Below are 14,025 nucleotides of genomic sequence, written 5' to 3' on the forward strand. Positions count from 1 at the left end.
CCCCGGCGTCAGGTGAGGCGGTGGGCGGCGGCGGTGAGGAAGTCGCCGAGGGCGGCGGGGGAGTCGAGGGTCAGGTCGGCGGCCTCCGCGACCTCGTGGCCGGTCTCGGGGTTGGCGACGGCGACGCAGACGCCGAAGAAGCTCGGATCGGCGGCGGCCCGGGCCCGCAGCGCGGCGAACGCCTTGATGTCGGAGACGTCGTCGCCGAAGTACCAGGCGCCCTGGGCGTCCCGGACCACCTCGTCGATCACCATGCCCTTGTCCCGGTCGACCGGCGGCTTGAGCTCCAGCACCATCCGACCGGCCTGGACCCTGAGCCCCAGCCGTTCGGCCTGGGCCCGGCCCCACCGCTCCACGGTGTCGCCGAGCTGCGGCACCGTACGCCAGTGCAGCGCCACGGAGAGCCGCTTGTACTCCACCAGCGCGCCCTCGGGCAGCTCGGCCCGGGCCAGCTCGGCCAGCTCGGCCATGGTGGGCACCCACGGCAGGGCCGCCGGCTCGGTCACGGTCTCGCCGCCCGAGTGGCTGTGCTCCAGGCCGTAGAGGCCGTACAGGTCGATCCCGGCCAGCCCGCCGAGGTGGTCGCGGAGGAACTCGACCGGTCGCGCGGAGACGATCGCGACCCGCCGTACGACGGGGGCGAGTGCCTCGATCGCGGCGATCACGTTCGGCGCGGGCCGTACCGCGGTGGGGTCGTCGTCGACCGGCGCCAGGGTGCCGTCGAAGTCGAAGAAGAGCACCGTCGCGTCAGCCCGCCCGGCGGTCGTCCGCCAGGCAAGGTCGGCGTCCAACGGGGTCTTCGGCTGCTGGTTGCCCAGGTTCAACGGCGGCACGCGCGTCAGCGTACCCCGGCCGGGTCGGCTCAATCCCGGTCGAACGATGTGGTCCGGCCGGCGTCCGGAGGCGCGGTCGGCACGGGAGGCGGGCCTGGCGGGTCAGCGTTCGGCGGCTCCCCGTCCCCGTCGCCCGAACGGCACGACGGCCGCCTCCTGGCCGTGGCTGAGCAGGTAGCCCTCCACGAACCCGGTGTTCCGGTCGCCGCTGCGTTCCTCGATCTCCTTGAGCCGGCTCACCAGGAAGTCGGTGAGCGCGCTGATCCGGTCGTTCAGCCGGTCGTGCAGCTCGGCGACCACGGCCAGGACGACCGCGGTGCCGGCGGTGGCGAGCACGAGGAGGTTGACGAGCAGGGGAAGCTGCCCGCCGTTGACCGCCAGCGTCACCACGTTTCCGGTCATGCCCAGTGTCATCGACACGGTGGCGATGACGACTGCCATCCACTTCAGGGTCATGGACAGACCCCTCCTTCTGTCCCGCAGGGCTGGGTTCGGCCTTGTCCCGTCCCCCCACCGACGACGAGCCCAAGCAGTACGAATAGGGACGCTAGCGTGCCCGTTCCGGCCCCGGAGCGAAACGAATGGGTCTGACCTGCCGTTCTTTCGCCATCTGAGGAACTAGCCGGCCTGTTTACCTCGTTTTCGGACATCGGCCGGCAGGGTCGGGCGATATGCGAGGTAACGGATGGTCTCCCGGATGTGGAACTTCTCCGCGTCTGAGACGTCGGGATCGACGAGGCGGCGCAGCAGTGCCTCGACGTCGGGGTCCATCGGCGGCGGGGTGGGGGTGCTGCGGGGCGTCGCCGTGCGGTCCCAGCCCAGCGCGGCGAAGGCGGTCGCCGGGTTGAGCCCCAGGCCCTCGCAGAACGCCACCACGCGCTCGGCCTCCGGGTCGCTGGCCCAGTCGCCCCGGACCCAGCGGTTGATGGTCTGCCGGGAGACCCCGGTGCGACGGGAGACCTCGGTGCCGCTCCAGGCCCGGGTGGCCCGGGCCTCGTCGAGCGCCCGACGGACGAAGGTGGCGAAGGCGATCTTCCGTGCGTTGGCCGTCTCGGTCACGTCGTGACGGTACGACCCGCCGGCCAGCCGTGCCCGCCCCGGCACGCTGGTGTCACGCGGACGAGACGCGAATGCCGGCCTGCCGGTAAACGATCCGGCGCCGCTCCTGAGGGGTGTCACCTGGGCAGAGTAGGTGCCCGTAGAGGCGGAGTAAACAGACGAAAAGCTGATACTGTCACGCCCATGAGACAACCTACGGTGTGTCACGTGCATGAGACGATCAGTGCTCACATGCGTCACGCCCCCGGCGCGAGGGGGGTGTGGTGACCGAACTCGCCACCCGAGCCCAGGCCTTCGGCCTGATCGCGGAGGGAGTGGCCGCCGGCCTGAGCGCGCCCTGGCGCCTCTACGTCGCCCGGGGCTGCCGCTACCTCTCGCTCAGCGTCGGTGACCGCACCGAGTGGGACACCTGGCGTACCCATCTCGGCTGCCCGGAGCTCAGCGTCCGGGTGTACGACGCCGGCGGCGAGATCCGCCGGTCCTCGGTGGCCGAGGTCGTCCTGGACGGCTGCCGGATCACCGTCGAGTTGGTCGAGGAGGTCAGCACGGACGACCTGGACCAGCTCCTGGTCGTCGGTCCCACCCCGGTCGAGCCGGAGGAGCGATGACCGGGCACCCGCGGCGCACCGGAGCCGCCGGATGAGCCCTTTCCTCGCGGTCTTCCTCGTCCTCGTCCTCGGCGCCACCAGCTACGCCGCCGGCCGGCTGCACGGGCAGCTCAGCTACCGGATCGGCTACCGGTTCGGCTACCGACAGGGCTACTTCGACGGCGACCGGGGCGCGTGGAACCGACGCCGCCGCGACGCCCAGGCGGCCATCGCGTCAGCGCTGGCCGGCCCGTCGCCCACCACCACCCGCGTCACCGGCACGGTGGTCCGGCCAGGCACCACGTACACCGGCTCGTCGTTCGCGGCCCCGGCCGCCCCGGTCACCGGGCGGCACCCGACCGGCACCCTCGTGCGGCGGACCGGTTGAGCCCGGTCGACGGGGATCCCGAGGCCCCGTCGGCCGGTACCCAGGGCACGGTGCGTCGTCCGCGGCGGACACGCACCGTCGGGACCACGTCAGACCGGTGACGGTGGTCCCACCGGCCGGGATGCGCGCAGGGGGCATGCATCCCGGCCGGTTCCGCCGTCCACGCCTGTTAACGTGCCGGTCCCCGGAGATCCACGATCGCCCTCTAGCCCGGAGGGTCCGACGCCGCTAGCGTCTAGGCATGGCACGGGGTTCTCCCGAGCCAGCCGGTCCGCCCGGATCTGCGACCTCGCGCACGGGGTTCCGCATCCGACCCCGTGTCCCCGGGCACCGGAGGAGGCGGAACGCGGGTGGCGGATGCCCATCCGTCGGAGCAGGCCTGTGACGACTCGCCGTACGACCGCCGGGGCCGACCGGACCACGGCCGCGACTGCCACGACCCGCCGCACCACCCGGAGCCGCCGCGGGGCGTCCGCCGCTCCGGCCGACGCCGAGGAGCCCCGACCAGCCGGCCAGGCGTTCGTCCTGGACACCTCGGTGCTCCTCTCCGACCCGGCGGCCTTCCACCGCTTCGCCGAGCACGAGGTGGTCCTGCCCCTCGTGGTCATCTCCGAGCTGGAGGGCAAGCGGCACCACCCGGAGCTGGGCTGGTTCGCCCGGCAGTCCCTGCGCATGCTGGACGAGCTGCGGGTCAGGCACGGGCGGCTCGACCGCCCGGTGCCGGCCAACGACTCCGGCGGCACGCTGCGGGTGGAGCTCAACCACGCCGACGACGGCGTCCTGCCGCCGGGCTTCCGCACCGACTCCAACGACGCGCGGATCCTCTCCGTCGCGTTGAACCTCGCCGCCGAGGGGCGGGAGGTGACCCTGGTCAGCAAGGACATGCCGCTGCGCGTGAAGGCGGCCTCGGTGGGCCTGCGGGCCGACGAGTACCGGCACGGCCAGGCCAGCGACCCCACCTGGACGGGGATGTCCGAGCTGGAGCTGGCCGAGGAGCAGATCGGCCGGCTCTACGCCGGCGAGACGCTCGACCTGGACGCGGCCGCCGGGCTGCCCTGCCACACCGGCCTGGTGCTGCACTCCGCCCGCGGCTCGGCGCTCGGCCGGGTGCTGCCCGACAAGACGGTGCGGCTGGTCCGCGGCGACCGGGAGGCGTTCGGGCTGCACGGCCGCTCGGCCGAGCAGCGGATCGCTCTCGACCTGCTGCTCGACGAGTCGGTCGGCATCGTCTCGCTGGGCGGGCGGGCCGGGACGGGCAAGTCCGCGCTGGCCCTCTGTGCCGGGCTGGAGGCGGTGATGGAGCGCCGGCGGCACAAGAAGGTGGTGGTCTTCCGCCCGCTCTACGCCGTCGGCGGGCAGGAGCTGGGCTACCTCCCCGGTTCGGAGTCGGAGAAGATGTCGCCCTGGGCGCAGGCGGTCTTCGACACCCTCGGCGCGGTGGTGCACGAGAACGTGCTGGAGGAGGTCACGTCGCGCGGCCTGCTGGAGGTGCTGCCGCTGACCCACATCCGGGGCCGGAGCCTGCACGACGCCTTCGTGATCGTGGACGAGGCGCAGTCGCTGGAGCGCGGGGTGCTGTTGACCGTGCTCTCCCGGATCGGCCAGGGCTCGCGGGTGGTGCTCACCCACGACGTGGCCCAGCGGGACAATCTCCGCGTCGGACGGCACGACGGGGTGACCGCGGTGATCGAGGCGCTCAAGGGCCATCCGCTCTTCGCCCACGTCACCCTCAGCCGTTCGGAGCGTTCGCCGATCGCCGCGATGGTGACGGACCTGCTGGAGGACATCCCGCACTGATGACCGTTATCTGGCTGTTTGTGCCTATAATTTGAGTGACGCAAGTCACAATTAAGCCTCTTGGTTTCCCATCGGCCTCACCGTGCGCGATGGTGTCCAACGAGCGCCCACGTACCGACAAGATCGTTGGTGATCGTTCGTCACACCGACATCTTCCACCCCCGGTGCGTCGGCTGCGACCGGCACAGGGTCGGGGCGCTCGCGGCGCGGACCCGCCCCATGAAGGGTGCCCGCGCCGTGTCCTTGCCCCCGACGAAGGGACCACTTCGTGAGTCGGCTGTGGAGCCGGTTCGGCGCCCGCACGGCCGCTGTCGCACTGCTCTCCGTGGGCGTTGCCGGCGGTGTCTACCTGGGCGAAGACCGACAGACCCAGCAACAAGGCCTCACCGCGCAGGTCGGCGCCGCCGTGGAGGAGGCCGAGCTCGACTACCAGCGCGAACGCCAGGCCGCCCACCAGGTGCAGTCGGCGAAGCAGCGGGCCGCCGAATACCAGGCGAAGCTGCGCGCCGCCGCGGCGGCCAAGGAAGCCGCCAAGCGGGCCCGCGAGGCCGAGGCCGCCGCCGCGTCCCGGAAGAAGGCGCGGGAGGCCGCCGCCAAGGCCGCGGCCGAGAAGGCCGCCGAGAGCAAGCCGTACGACGGGCCGATCCCGGCGTCCTGCGCGGAGTTCAGCGGCAACCGCGAGGTCGGCTGCGCGCTCATGGTGAAGGCCGGCTTCGGGATGGACCAGTTCCCCTGTCTGGACAAGCTCTGGACCAAGGAGAGCGGCTGGAACCACAAGGCCCGCAACTCCTCGTCCGGGGCGTACGGCATCCCGCAGGCGCTGCCGGGCAGCAAGATGGGCTCGGTCGCCGACGACTGGCAGACCAACCCGGCGACCCAGATCAAGTGGGGCCTCGGCTACATCGAGGGCCGCTACGGCTCGCCCTGCAAGGCCTGGGCGCACTCCCAGGACGTGGGCTGGTACTGACCGACCGACCGGAGGCGGGGTGTGTGGGCGTCCACACACCCCGCCTCCGTCGTCGGGGCGCACGGATCGCCGCAGGAGTGGCGGCACGGGCCGTCACCTGATAGCTCTTGACGGGTGACCCTGCACCCGCGAAGCGGCGATCCGCACCGGTTCGGCACCGAGGCGTTCTACGCCGCGCTCGGCCGGGCCTTCGTCGCCATGTGCGCGGTGGTGCCGTTCCTCTTCCTCATCGAGGCCCTCGACAAGGGGCTGGCGGCCGGCTTCGACACCGCCGCCGGGATCATCCCCAAGCGCATCGACGGGCTCGACGGGGTGTTCTTCTCGCCGTTCCTGCACCACGGCTTCGACCACCTCTACAGCAACAGCATCCCGCTGATCCTGCTCGGCACCTTCGTGCTCGCCGCCGGCGCCCGCCGGTTCCTCTGGTCGACGCTCGTCATCGTCCTGGTCAGCGGGCTGGGGGTGTGGTTCACCGGCTCGTCCAACTCCGTCGTGGTCGGCGCGAGCGGCGTCATCTTCGGCTACCTGGGCATCCTGCTCATGCGGGGGATCGTCGAGCGGAGCTGGTGGAACTTCGCGGTCTTCCTGCTGGTCGGCCTGCTCTACGGCTGGCAGCTGGTCGGCATCCTCCCCACCGACGAGCGGATCTCCTGGCAGGGGCACCTGTTCGGGCTGCTCGGCGGGGCGGTCGCCGCGATCATCTTCCGGCGCCGCCGGGACGACCTCGGCGGCCCCCACCGCTCGGAGTCCACGCTCACCCTGCCCTGAGCGCCGACGCGCCGGTGCCGTGCGGCCGGTGGGACGTGCTTGCCCGGGCACACCGCCGGCCCTACCGTCGGGATCAGCACGCGTTGATCCGTGAGCGGAAAGCGACGGTACGCCCATGCGCGAGGTCGATGTCGCGGTGATCGGGGCCGGTCCGGCCGGGTTGTTCGCGGCCTACTACGCCGGCTTCCGCGGGCTCTCCGTCGCGGTCGTCGACGCGCTGCCCGAGCCCGGCGGCCAGATCACCGCCATGTACCCGGAGAAGCTGATCCACGACGTGGCCGGCTTCCCGGCGGTCAAGGGGCGGGACCTGATCGCCAACCTCGTCGCCCAGGCGGCGCCCTTCGACCCGCGCTACCTGCTCGGCACCCGCGCCGAGAAGCTCTCGTACGCCGACGGGCGGCCGGTGCTCGGCCTCGCCGGGGGCGAGCAGCTCGGCTGCGGGGCGGTGATCGTGACCGGCGGGCTGGGCAGCTTCACGCCCCGCCCGCTGCCGGTGGCGGAGCACTTCGCCGGTACGGGGATCGTCTACTTCGTACCGCAGCCGACCGAGCTGGCCGGCCGGGACGTGCTGATCGTCGGCGGCGGCGACTCCGCCTTCGACTGGGCGCTGACGCTCCAGCCGCTGGCCCGCTCGGTGACGCTGGCGCACCGGCGGGAGAAGTTCCGCGCCCACGCCGCCACCGTCGCCCGGGTGCTGGAGCTGCCGGTGCGCGTGATCGTCAACGCGGAGGTGACCGGGCTGCACGGCGACGGGGCGGTGAGCGGCGCCGAGATCACCGTACGCGGCGGCGCCGCCGAGCTGCTGCCGGTGGACACGGTGGTCGCCGCCCTCGGCTTCACCGCCGACCTCGGCCCGCTGGCCGAGTGGGGGCTGCGGCTCGACCGCCGGCACATCGTCGTCGACAGCGCGATGGCGACGAACCTGCCCCGGGTCTTCGCGGCCGGCGACATCACCGAGTACCCGGGCAAGGTGCGGCTGATCGCCACCGGCTTCGGCGAGGCCGCCACGGCGGTGAACAACGCGGCCGTGGCCATCGACCCGAGCGCGCACCTCTTCCCCGGGCACTCCTCCGACGGCACCTGACGCACCGGTACCGGATGCCGCCCGGGCCGTGGCCGGATCGAGATCAATGGCTGCGACGGTGGGCGGATGAGCGTCCCGGCTCCGCACCGCGACGGCGCGCCGGCGACCCTGGCCTGGCTGGGGCACCCCGCGACGGTCGCCGCCCTCGTCCTCCTCGTGGTCAACGACCACCTGCTCAAGGCGGCCTTCCCCGGCGCGCTGACCGGCAAGCTCAGCGACCTCGCCGGCCTGGTCCTCGCGCCGCCGCTGGTCGCGGTGCTGCTCACCCTGCTGGCGCCGCGGCTGCCGGCCCGCACCGCCGCCGGGTTCGGGCTCGGTCTCGTCGCCGCCGGCTTCACCGTGGTCAAGTCCAGCGGGTACGCCGCCACCGTCGCCTCGGCGGCCTGGAGCGCCGTCAGCGGGCCCTCGCTGATCCGGGCGGACCGCAGCGACCTGCTCGCCCTGCCGGCCCTGGCCCTCGCGGGCTGGTGCTGGGCCTGGGCGCGGCGGGAGCCGGTGCGGCGGCGGTCCGCCCGGCTGGTCCACCTGCTGGTGCTGCTGCCGGCGGCGACGCTCGCGGTGGCGGCGACCAGCGCCGTCCACTATCCCGACGCCGTCCGGGCAGTGGTCCTCGACGAACGGTTGGCGGCCGGCATCGGCCACGGCTACGCCGACCAGGTCCTCGGCACCACGCCCGACTGGCGGGTGAGCGATGACGCCGGGGTGACGTGGCGCGATCCGACGCGGAGCGAGATCGAGGCGCTGACCGGCGTGAAGGGGCCGGTCGCCGGCCCGGTCAGCCGGGACTGCTCGACCGCCGTACCGACGCGCTGCTACCGGGTGGTCCCCGGCCGGCTCGCGGTGGACCAGAGCGACGACGGGGGCCGGAGCTGGCACCCCGCCTGGGCGGTGACCGAGGCGCAGCGGGCCGTCCTCCTCCGGCAGTACCCGGACCCGGGGCCGCGGGGGGAGCGGATCGCCGCCCAGGAGCTGACCGTGCGGGACACCGGCGACGGCCGGCACGTCGTGCTGGTGGCCAACGGTCGGGACGGCTTCGCCCTCCGCCGGCCGGACGGGACCTGGGAGCGGCTCGGCTTCGTCGACGCCCAGGTGGGCGGGTACCCGTTCGACCGACGCCCGCCGGCGCTCGGCCGGAGCACCCCGGCGGACCGGGGTGCCGATCCGCTCCTCGCCCTGCTCGCGGGGCTCATGCTGGGCGTATCGGTGCTCGCCGTGTCGGGCGCCCGGGCGGGGCTCCGGGCCGGGAACGGGCCCTGGCTGCCGACCTGCCTGGCCGCGCTCGGGGCCAGCGCCTGGGCGCTGCTGGCCGTCGTCTGGCCGGGTGAGCCGCAGCTCTGGCTGGCCCTCCTCGCGTTGCTCCCGGTCCTGCTGGGCGTGCTGCTGTTCGCCCTGGTGCCGGCCTGGTCGCGGGGCGCGCCCGGTCGGTGGACCCTGGAGGCGCTGCTGGCCACCGCCCTGACCCTGGCGCTGACCGCGCTGCCGCTGGTCGGCTGGCTCTACGGCCGGCCCGCGTACACCCGCACGGCTCTGCTGCTCGCGGCGGTGGCCACGGTGCCGGGGCTGCTGCTGGGCTGGCGGGCGGCCCGGCTGGTCGGAGCGTCCGCCGAGCCGGTCGATCCGCCGTGGCCGACGCCGCGTCCCGCCGTGCCGCCCCGCTGACCGTCGCGCGGGACGGGTTCAGCCCGTGCGGGGGAGCCCGATCAGGTCGGCCATCAGTGCCGTCTGGTGGTCGAAGTACGCGTCCCGATGCGGCAGCGTGCGGTTGATCCGGCCGAACAGTTCGAAGCTGATCAGCCCGAAGAGCTGGGTCCAGCCGGCCATGCCCCGGGCGAGCAGTGCCTCGGGCAGCTCACCGCCCAGCATCCCGGCCAGGTCCGCCAGGTCGGCGCGGAGCGGCCCGGCCACCTCGGCGGCCGGTGGCGGATCGAGCCGACCGGCGCCGAATCCGTCGCGGAGGATGCCGATCAGGGTCAGCGGCGGTCGCTGGGCGGGGCCGATGGTGTCGTCCGGGGCGGCGTAGCCGGGCACGGGGCTGCCGTAGAGCAGGGCGTACTCGGCGGGGTGGGCGAGCGCCCAGCCGCGGGCCGCCCGGCAGGCGGCGTGCCAGCGTCCGCGCAGGTCGAGGCGGTCGCATCCGGCGTCGGCCGCCTCCACGGCCTCGCCGAGCGCGTCGTACGCCTCGATGATCAGCGCGGTCAGCAACTCGTCGCGGCTGGGGAAGTAGCGGTAGATCGCCGACGAGACCATGCCCATGTCCCGGGCGACCGCACGGAGCGACAGGTTGGCGCCGTCGCTGGCGAGGTGTCGCCGGGCCACGGCCTTGATCTCGTCGATCATCTCGGCGCGGACCCGGGCGCGGATGGAGGATGCAGCCATGCCTCCACCCTGCCACGGATGAGAGCGCAGATCAAAATCGAGAGCAGTGCTCTTGACGCAGCGTAGGGTCCTGGGTCATGCTTGGGTCGAACGAGAGCACCGCTCTCGGAGAGAATCGCCGGTCTGAAAGGTGACCCCTGATGGCACTGCACGTGATCGTCGGCGCCGGCCCCGTCGGCACCGCCACCGCCCGCCTCCTCGCCGACCGGGGCGAGCGGGTGCGGCTGGTGACCCGCCGGGGCGGTGGGCCGGAGCACCCGGCGGTCGAGCGGATCGCCGCGGACGCCACCGACGCCGACCGGCTCACCGCGGCGACCACCGGCGCGGCGGCGCTCTACAACTGCGCCAACCCGGCCTACCACCGGTGGACCACCGACTGGCCGCCGCTGGCCACCGCCCTGCTCACCGCCGCCGAGCGGAGCGGGGCGGTGCTCGCCACCGTCGGCAACCTCTACGGCTACGGCCCCGTCGACGTCCCGATGACCGAGGCGACGCCGCTGCGGCCGAGCAGCGTGAAGGGGCGGGTCCGGGCGCAGATGTGGGCCGACGCGCTCGCCGCCCACGAGGCGGGCCGGGTCCGGGTCACCGAGGTGCGGGGCTCGGACTACCTGGGCGCCGGAGCCCAATCGCTGCCGAGCATGCTGGTGCTGCCGCAGGTCCTGGCCGGCCGGCGCGCGCTGGTGCCGGCGGACCTCGACGCGCCGCACAGCTGGACGTACGTGCCGGACGTGGCCCGCACCCTGGTGGCCGCGGCCACCGACGAGCGGGGCTGGGGCCGGGCCTGGCACGTGCCGACCGCGCCGGCGGTCTCGATCCGTGGCCTGGCCGCCCGCGCGGCCATGCTCGCCGGGGCGCCCGCGCCGAAGCTCGCCCGGATGCCCGGGCCGGTGCTGTGGCTGGGCGGGTTGTTCGACCCGGCCGCGAAGGAGCTGCGGGAGATCGCCTACCAGTTCGACCGGCCGTTCGTGCTGGACTCCACTGCGGCCGTCGCGACCTTCGGCATCGACCCGACCCCGCTCGACGACGCCCTCGCCGACACCGTCGCCGCCCTCCGCGCCCGGCCGGCTCCGGCGCGGGCCTCCTGAACACCCGGCACGCCCGCCGGTCCGCTCCACGCGGGCCGGCACGCCCGGCGGCGGCAGGGGGCCGGCTGTCGGTGTCGGTGGACAGGTGGTCGGCCGTGTCGGTGGACAGGCCCGGCGTCGGGTCGTCGGCGGTCGAGCAGGATCCCTTGTCGGCCACCGCCCTGACGACGTCAGCGGGCCGGGCCGTCCGGCTGGCGGGGCGCAGCCGGGGCGAGCGCGGTGACGAGGACCGCGACCATGGTCAGCGCCGCGCCGAGCAGCGTGGTGGGGCTCGGGTGGGAGGCCGTCGTGGGCCGCAGCACGTCCAGCAGCACGGCGCCGACGATCTGACCGGCGATGGTGGCCAGGCCGAGCAACAGCACGCCGGTGAACCGGACGATCGCGGCCGCGATCGCGATGAACACGATCCCGATCGGCCCACCCAGGTAGAACCAGGGCTCGGTGGGCAGGTCGCCTGCCGGCCAGCCCCGGACCGCGACGTCGACGGCGAAGGTCGCCAGCAGGGCCGTCGTCCCGGCGGTGAAGTTGACCAGCGTGGCCGCCAGGGCGCTGCCGGAGGCCATCCGCACCCGACCGTTGACCGCCTGCTGCCAGGCGATGGCTACCCCCGCGAGCAGCGGCAGCAGCGCCAGCCCGAGGGTGCCCGGGTCGCCGAGCCGGTCGCCGACGGCCAGCAGGACGGCTACCACGGTCAGCGCCGCGCCGGCCAACCGCTGGGCGGTGACCGGCTGGCGCCCGTTCGGGCCGAGCCCCGCCCGGTCGACGGCCAGGCTGCTGCCGGACTGGCCGGCGACCACCGCCACGGTGAACACGGCCACGCCCAGGGCGCCGATGGTCAGCCCCTGCGCGGCCACCAGCAGGGCGCCGCACACCCCGCCGAGGCACTGCCACGGCCGCAGCGTGCCGTCGGCGAGCGCACCACGCAGGGCCACCAGTCCCCGCCGCCCACCCTGGGTGGCGGGAACCAGCACCAACAGCACCAGCAGGCCCACGCCGAACGAGACCACCGCGGCGGCGATCCCGTCGGACAGGCGTACGCCCAACTCGCCGTTGATCCGGGACTGCACGGCCACGGCGACCCCGGAGGCGGTCGCGAGGCCCACGCCGGCGATCCGGCGGGTCGCCGACGGGGCCGGCGGGGCCATCGTCCCGGTGGCGGTCACTCCTGCTCGGCCAGGGGGCGACCGTCGAAGTCCACCGCCGAGTAGAGGGCCAGCTTCTCCAGCCGGTGGTACGAGTCGATCACCCGGATCGTGCCGCTCTTCGAGCGCATCACGATCGACTGGGTGTACGCCCCGCCGGCCCGGTAGCGGACCCCGCGCAGCAGGTCGCCGGAGGTGACCCCGGTCGCCACGAAGAAGCAGTTGTCGCCGGTGACGAGGTCGTCGGTGGTGAGCACCCGGTCCAGGTCGTGCCCGGCGGCGAGCGCCTTCTCCCGCTCCTCGGCGTCGCGCGGCCAGAGCTTGGCCTGCATCACCCCGCCCATGCACTTGAGGGCACAGGCCGCGGTGATCCCCTCCGGGGTGCCGCCGATGCCCATCAGCACGTCGACGTCCGACTCGCCACGGGCGGCGGCGATGGCGCCCGCGATGTCGCCGTCGGAGATGAAGCGGATGCCCGCCCCGGCGCGCCGGATCTGCGCCACCAGGTCGTCGTGCCGGGGACGGTCCAGGACGCAGACCGTCACCTCGGAGATGTCGGCGCCCTTGACCTTGGCGATCCGGCGCAGGTTGTCGGCCACCCCGGCGTTGATGTCCACCACGTCGGCGTAGACCGGGCCGACCGCGAGCTTCTCCATGTAGAACACGGCGCTCGGGTCGAACATGGCCCCGCGCTCGGCGACCGCGAGCACGGCCAGCGCGTTCGGCATGCCCTTGCTCATCAGCGTGGTGCCGTCGATCGGGTCGACCGCGACGTCCACCTCCGGCCCGGTGCCGTCGCCGACCTCCTCGCCGTTGAAGAGCATCGGCGCGTTGTCCTTCTCGCCCTCGCCGATCACCACGACGCCCCGCATGGGGATCGAGTTGATCAGCTTGCGCATCGCGTCGACGGCGGCCCCGTCGCCGCCCTCCTTGTCGCCCCGGCCGACCCAGCGGCCGGCGGCCATCGCCGCGGCCTCGGTGACCCGGACCAGGTCGAGGGCGAGGTTGCGGTCGAGATCCTGTGGGATCCGCGTCCTGGTGGTGTTGGTCATGACGGCTCCTCCTCGCGACGTTGCGGGGCGGCAGGGTGCGGCGTCGCCGCTGCCGGCTGTGTCGCTGATCCTCACACGATGGCGGACCGGGCGCCGTGCCGGGGCGGTGATGGCCCGGATACGGCCGGTCGGGCGGTGCGGGAAGATGGCGGGGTGGAACCCGCACAGCCTGCCGATCGCGTACCCGCCGACCAGACGCCGCCGGACGGTCAGCCGCCGGTCGCCCCGACCCCGGCCGCCGCCGTGCCGGAGGGCGAGCCGGCGCTGGTGGAGCCTCCCGCCGCGCCGGGCGCCGTGCCGGCCGGCGCGACGGAGACGGGCGAGCTGCCCGCGCCGCCGCCCGCGGTCGACGCCCGCAAGTCGGAGCGGTCGCCGAAGGACATGGCGCTCTCGCTGCTCGTGCTGCTGATCCCGATCGCCCTGCTACTCGCCTTCTACCGGGGGTTCCTCGGCGGCGACCAGCCGGTCACGGTCGACCCCGCGCCCGCCGTCGAGTCGGCCCGGGCCGCCAACGCGTTCCCGGTCAGCGAGCCGGTGGAGCTGGGAGACGGGTGGCGGACGGTCAACGCGACCTTCCAGAACGTCGAGGGCGGGGCGAGCCTGCGCCTCGGCTACCTCACCCCGGAGGGGCGGGGCGCCCAGCTGGTGCAGAGCAACGTGCCGCCGGAGCGGCTGCTGCCGGCCGAGCTGACCGCCGAGGGGCAACCCCAGGGGCAGACCGACCTGGGCGGGCGCACCTGGCAGCGGTACACCGCCCGGGCCAACGAGCAGGCGCTGGTGCTGCTCGAACCGAACCGGACGGTGATCGTGGTCGGCGACGCCCGGGACAACGAGCTGCGACACCTGGCCGGGACGATCCGGTAGCGGCCGGCCGTCGAGGGCCCCCG

Annotated in this window: 15 protein-coding genes; 9 read left to right on the forward strand and 6 right to left on the reverse strand. The window is 74.1% G+C overall.

Annotation, left to right across the window (positions count from 1 at the left end):
• Positions 1 to 8: 8 nt before the first annotated feature.
• The 3 genes from otsB to AB0G14_RS00265 form a co-directional block, all read right to left on the reverse strand.
• Positions 9 to 833: a trehalose-phosphatase gene (gene otsB / locus AB0G14_RS00255; protein WP_357692207.1), complete on the reverse strand. Its 825-nt coding sequence runs from the start codon at positions 831 to 833 to the stop codon at positions 9 to 11.
• A 102-nt stretch (positions 834 to 935) separates the two neighbouring features.
• A complete protein-coding gene (locus tag AB0G14_RS00260) occupies positions 936 to 1,289 on the reverse strand; it encodes a hypothetical protein (protein ID WP_357692208.1) in 354 nt (117 codons plus the stop codon).
• Between the two features lie 162 nt (positions 1,290 to 1,451).
• Positions 1,452 to 1,892 carry a helix-turn-helix transcriptional regulator gene (locus AB0G14_RS00265; RefSeq protein ID WP_357692209.1) on the reverse strand — a complete coding sequence of 147 codons (441 nt, stop codon included), beginning with the start codon at positions 1,890 to 1,892 and terminating at the stop codon, positions 1,452 to 1,454.
• Between the two features lie 263 nt (positions 1,893 to 2,155).
• Between AB0G14_RS00265 and AB0G14_RS00270 the strand changes: the two genes are divergently transcribed.
• The 7 genes from AB0G14_RS00270 to AB0G14_RS00300 all read left to right on the forward strand — a co-directional run bounded on the left by AB0G14_RS00270 (position 2,156) and on the right by AB0G14_RS00300 (position 9,142).
• Positions 2,156 to 2,500 carry a hypothetical protein gene (locus AB0G14_RS00270; protein WP_357692210.1) on the forward strand — a complete coding sequence of 115 codons (345 nt, stop codon included), beginning with the start codon at positions 2,156 to 2,158 and terminating at the stop codon, positions 2,498 to 2,500.
• A gap of 31 nt (positions 2,501 to 2,531) precedes the next feature.
• Positions 2,532 to 2,867 carry a hypothetical protein gene (locus AB0G14_RS00275; protein ID WP_350703423.1) on the forward strand — a complete coding sequence of 112 codons (336 nt, stop codon included), beginning with the start codon at positions 2,532 to 2,534 and terminating at the stop codon, positions 2,865 to 2,867.
• A gap of 381 nt (positions 2,868 to 3,248) precedes the next feature.
• Complete coding sequence (locus tag AB0G14_RS00280) at positions 3,249 to 4,664, forward strand: PhoH family protein (protein WP_357692211.1); 1,416 nt, start codon at positions 3,249 to 3,251, stop codon at positions 4,662 to 4,664.
• Between the two features lie 268 nt (positions 4,665 to 4,932).
• On the forward strand, positions 4,933 to 5,631 hold the full coding sequence (locus AB0G14_RS00285; protein WP_357692212.1) for a lytic transglycosylase domain-containing protein: 699 nt from the start codon (positions 4,933 to 4,935) through the stop codon (positions 5,629 to 5,631).
• A 114-nt stretch (positions 5,632 to 5,745) separates the two neighbouring features.
• Positions 5,746 to 6,399, forward strand: coding sequence for a rhomboid family intramembrane serine protease (locus AB0G14_RS00290; RefSeq protein ID WP_357692214.1), 654 nt, complete (start codon positions 5,746 to 5,748; stop codon positions 6,397 to 6,399).
• 115 nt (positions 6,400 to 6,514) lie between these two features.
• Positions 6,515 to 7,483, forward strand: coding sequence for an NAD(P)/FAD-dependent oxidoreductase (locus tag AB0G14_RS00295; RefSeq protein ID WP_357692216.1), 969 nt, complete (start codon positions 6,515 to 6,517; stop codon positions 7,481 to 7,483).
• 66 nt (positions 7,484 to 7,549) lie between these two features.
• Positions 7,550 to 9,142, forward strand: a complete 1,593-nt coding sequence (locus AB0G14_RS00300; protein WP_357692218.1) for a hypothetical protein — start codon at positions 7,550 to 7,552, stop codon at positions 9,140 to 9,142.
• A gap of 18 nt (positions 9,143 to 9,160) precedes the next feature.
• On the opposite strand, the gene AB0G14_RS00305 is transcribed toward AB0G14_RS00300, so the two are convergent.
• Complete coding sequence (locus tag AB0G14_RS00305) at positions 9,161 to 9,859, reverse strand: TetR/AcrR family transcriptional regulator (RefSeq protein WP_357692220.1); 699 nt, start codon at positions 9,857 to 9,859, stop codon at positions 9,161 to 9,163.
• 140 nt (positions 9,860 to 9,999) lie between these two features.
• Here AB0G14_RS00305 and AB0G14_RS00310 point away from each other — a divergent pair, with 140 nt between their 5' ends.
• The gene (locus tag AB0G14_RS00310; RefSeq protein WP_357692222.1) at positions 10,000 to 10,944 is read left to right on the forward strand and encodes an NAD-dependent epimerase/dehydratase family protein; all 945 of its coding nucleotides are present in this window, start codon (positions 10,000 to 10,002) and stop codon (positions 10,942 to 10,944) included.
• A gap of 170 nt (positions 10,945 to 11,114) precedes the next feature.
• Here the strand turns inward: AB0G14_RS00310 and AB0G14_RS00315 are convergent, their stop codons facing one another.
• On the reverse strand, positions 11,115 to 12,089 hold the full coding sequence (locus AB0G14_RS00315) for a DMT family transporter (RefSeq protein WP_357692471.1): 975 nt from the start codon (positions 12,087 to 12,089) through the stop codon (positions 11,115 to 11,117).
• Between the two features lie 14 nt (positions 12,090 to 12,103).
• Positions 12,104 to 13,138: a class II fructose-bisphosphatase gene (gene glpX / locus AB0G14_RS00320; RefSeq protein WP_357692224.1), complete on the reverse strand. Its 1,035-nt coding sequence runs from the start codon at positions 13,136 to 13,138 to the stop codon at positions 12,104 to 12,106.
• A gap of 153 nt (positions 13,139 to 13,291) precedes the next feature.
• Here glpX and AB0G14_RS00325 point away from each other — a divergent pair, with 153 nt between their 5' ends.
• Positions 13,292 to 14,002: a DUF4245 domain-containing protein gene (locus tag AB0G14_RS00325; protein ID WP_357692226.1), complete on the forward strand. Its 711-nt coding sequence runs from the start codon at positions 13,292 to 13,294 to the stop codon at positions 14,000 to 14,002.
• Positions 14,003 to 14,025: the final 23 nt, after the last annotated feature.

Origin of the sequence: Micromonospora sp. NPDC023814 (genome assembly GCF_040639595.1) — a bacterium.
GTDB lineage: Bacteria > Actinomycetota > Actinomycetes > Mycobacteriales > Micromonosporaceae > Micromonospora.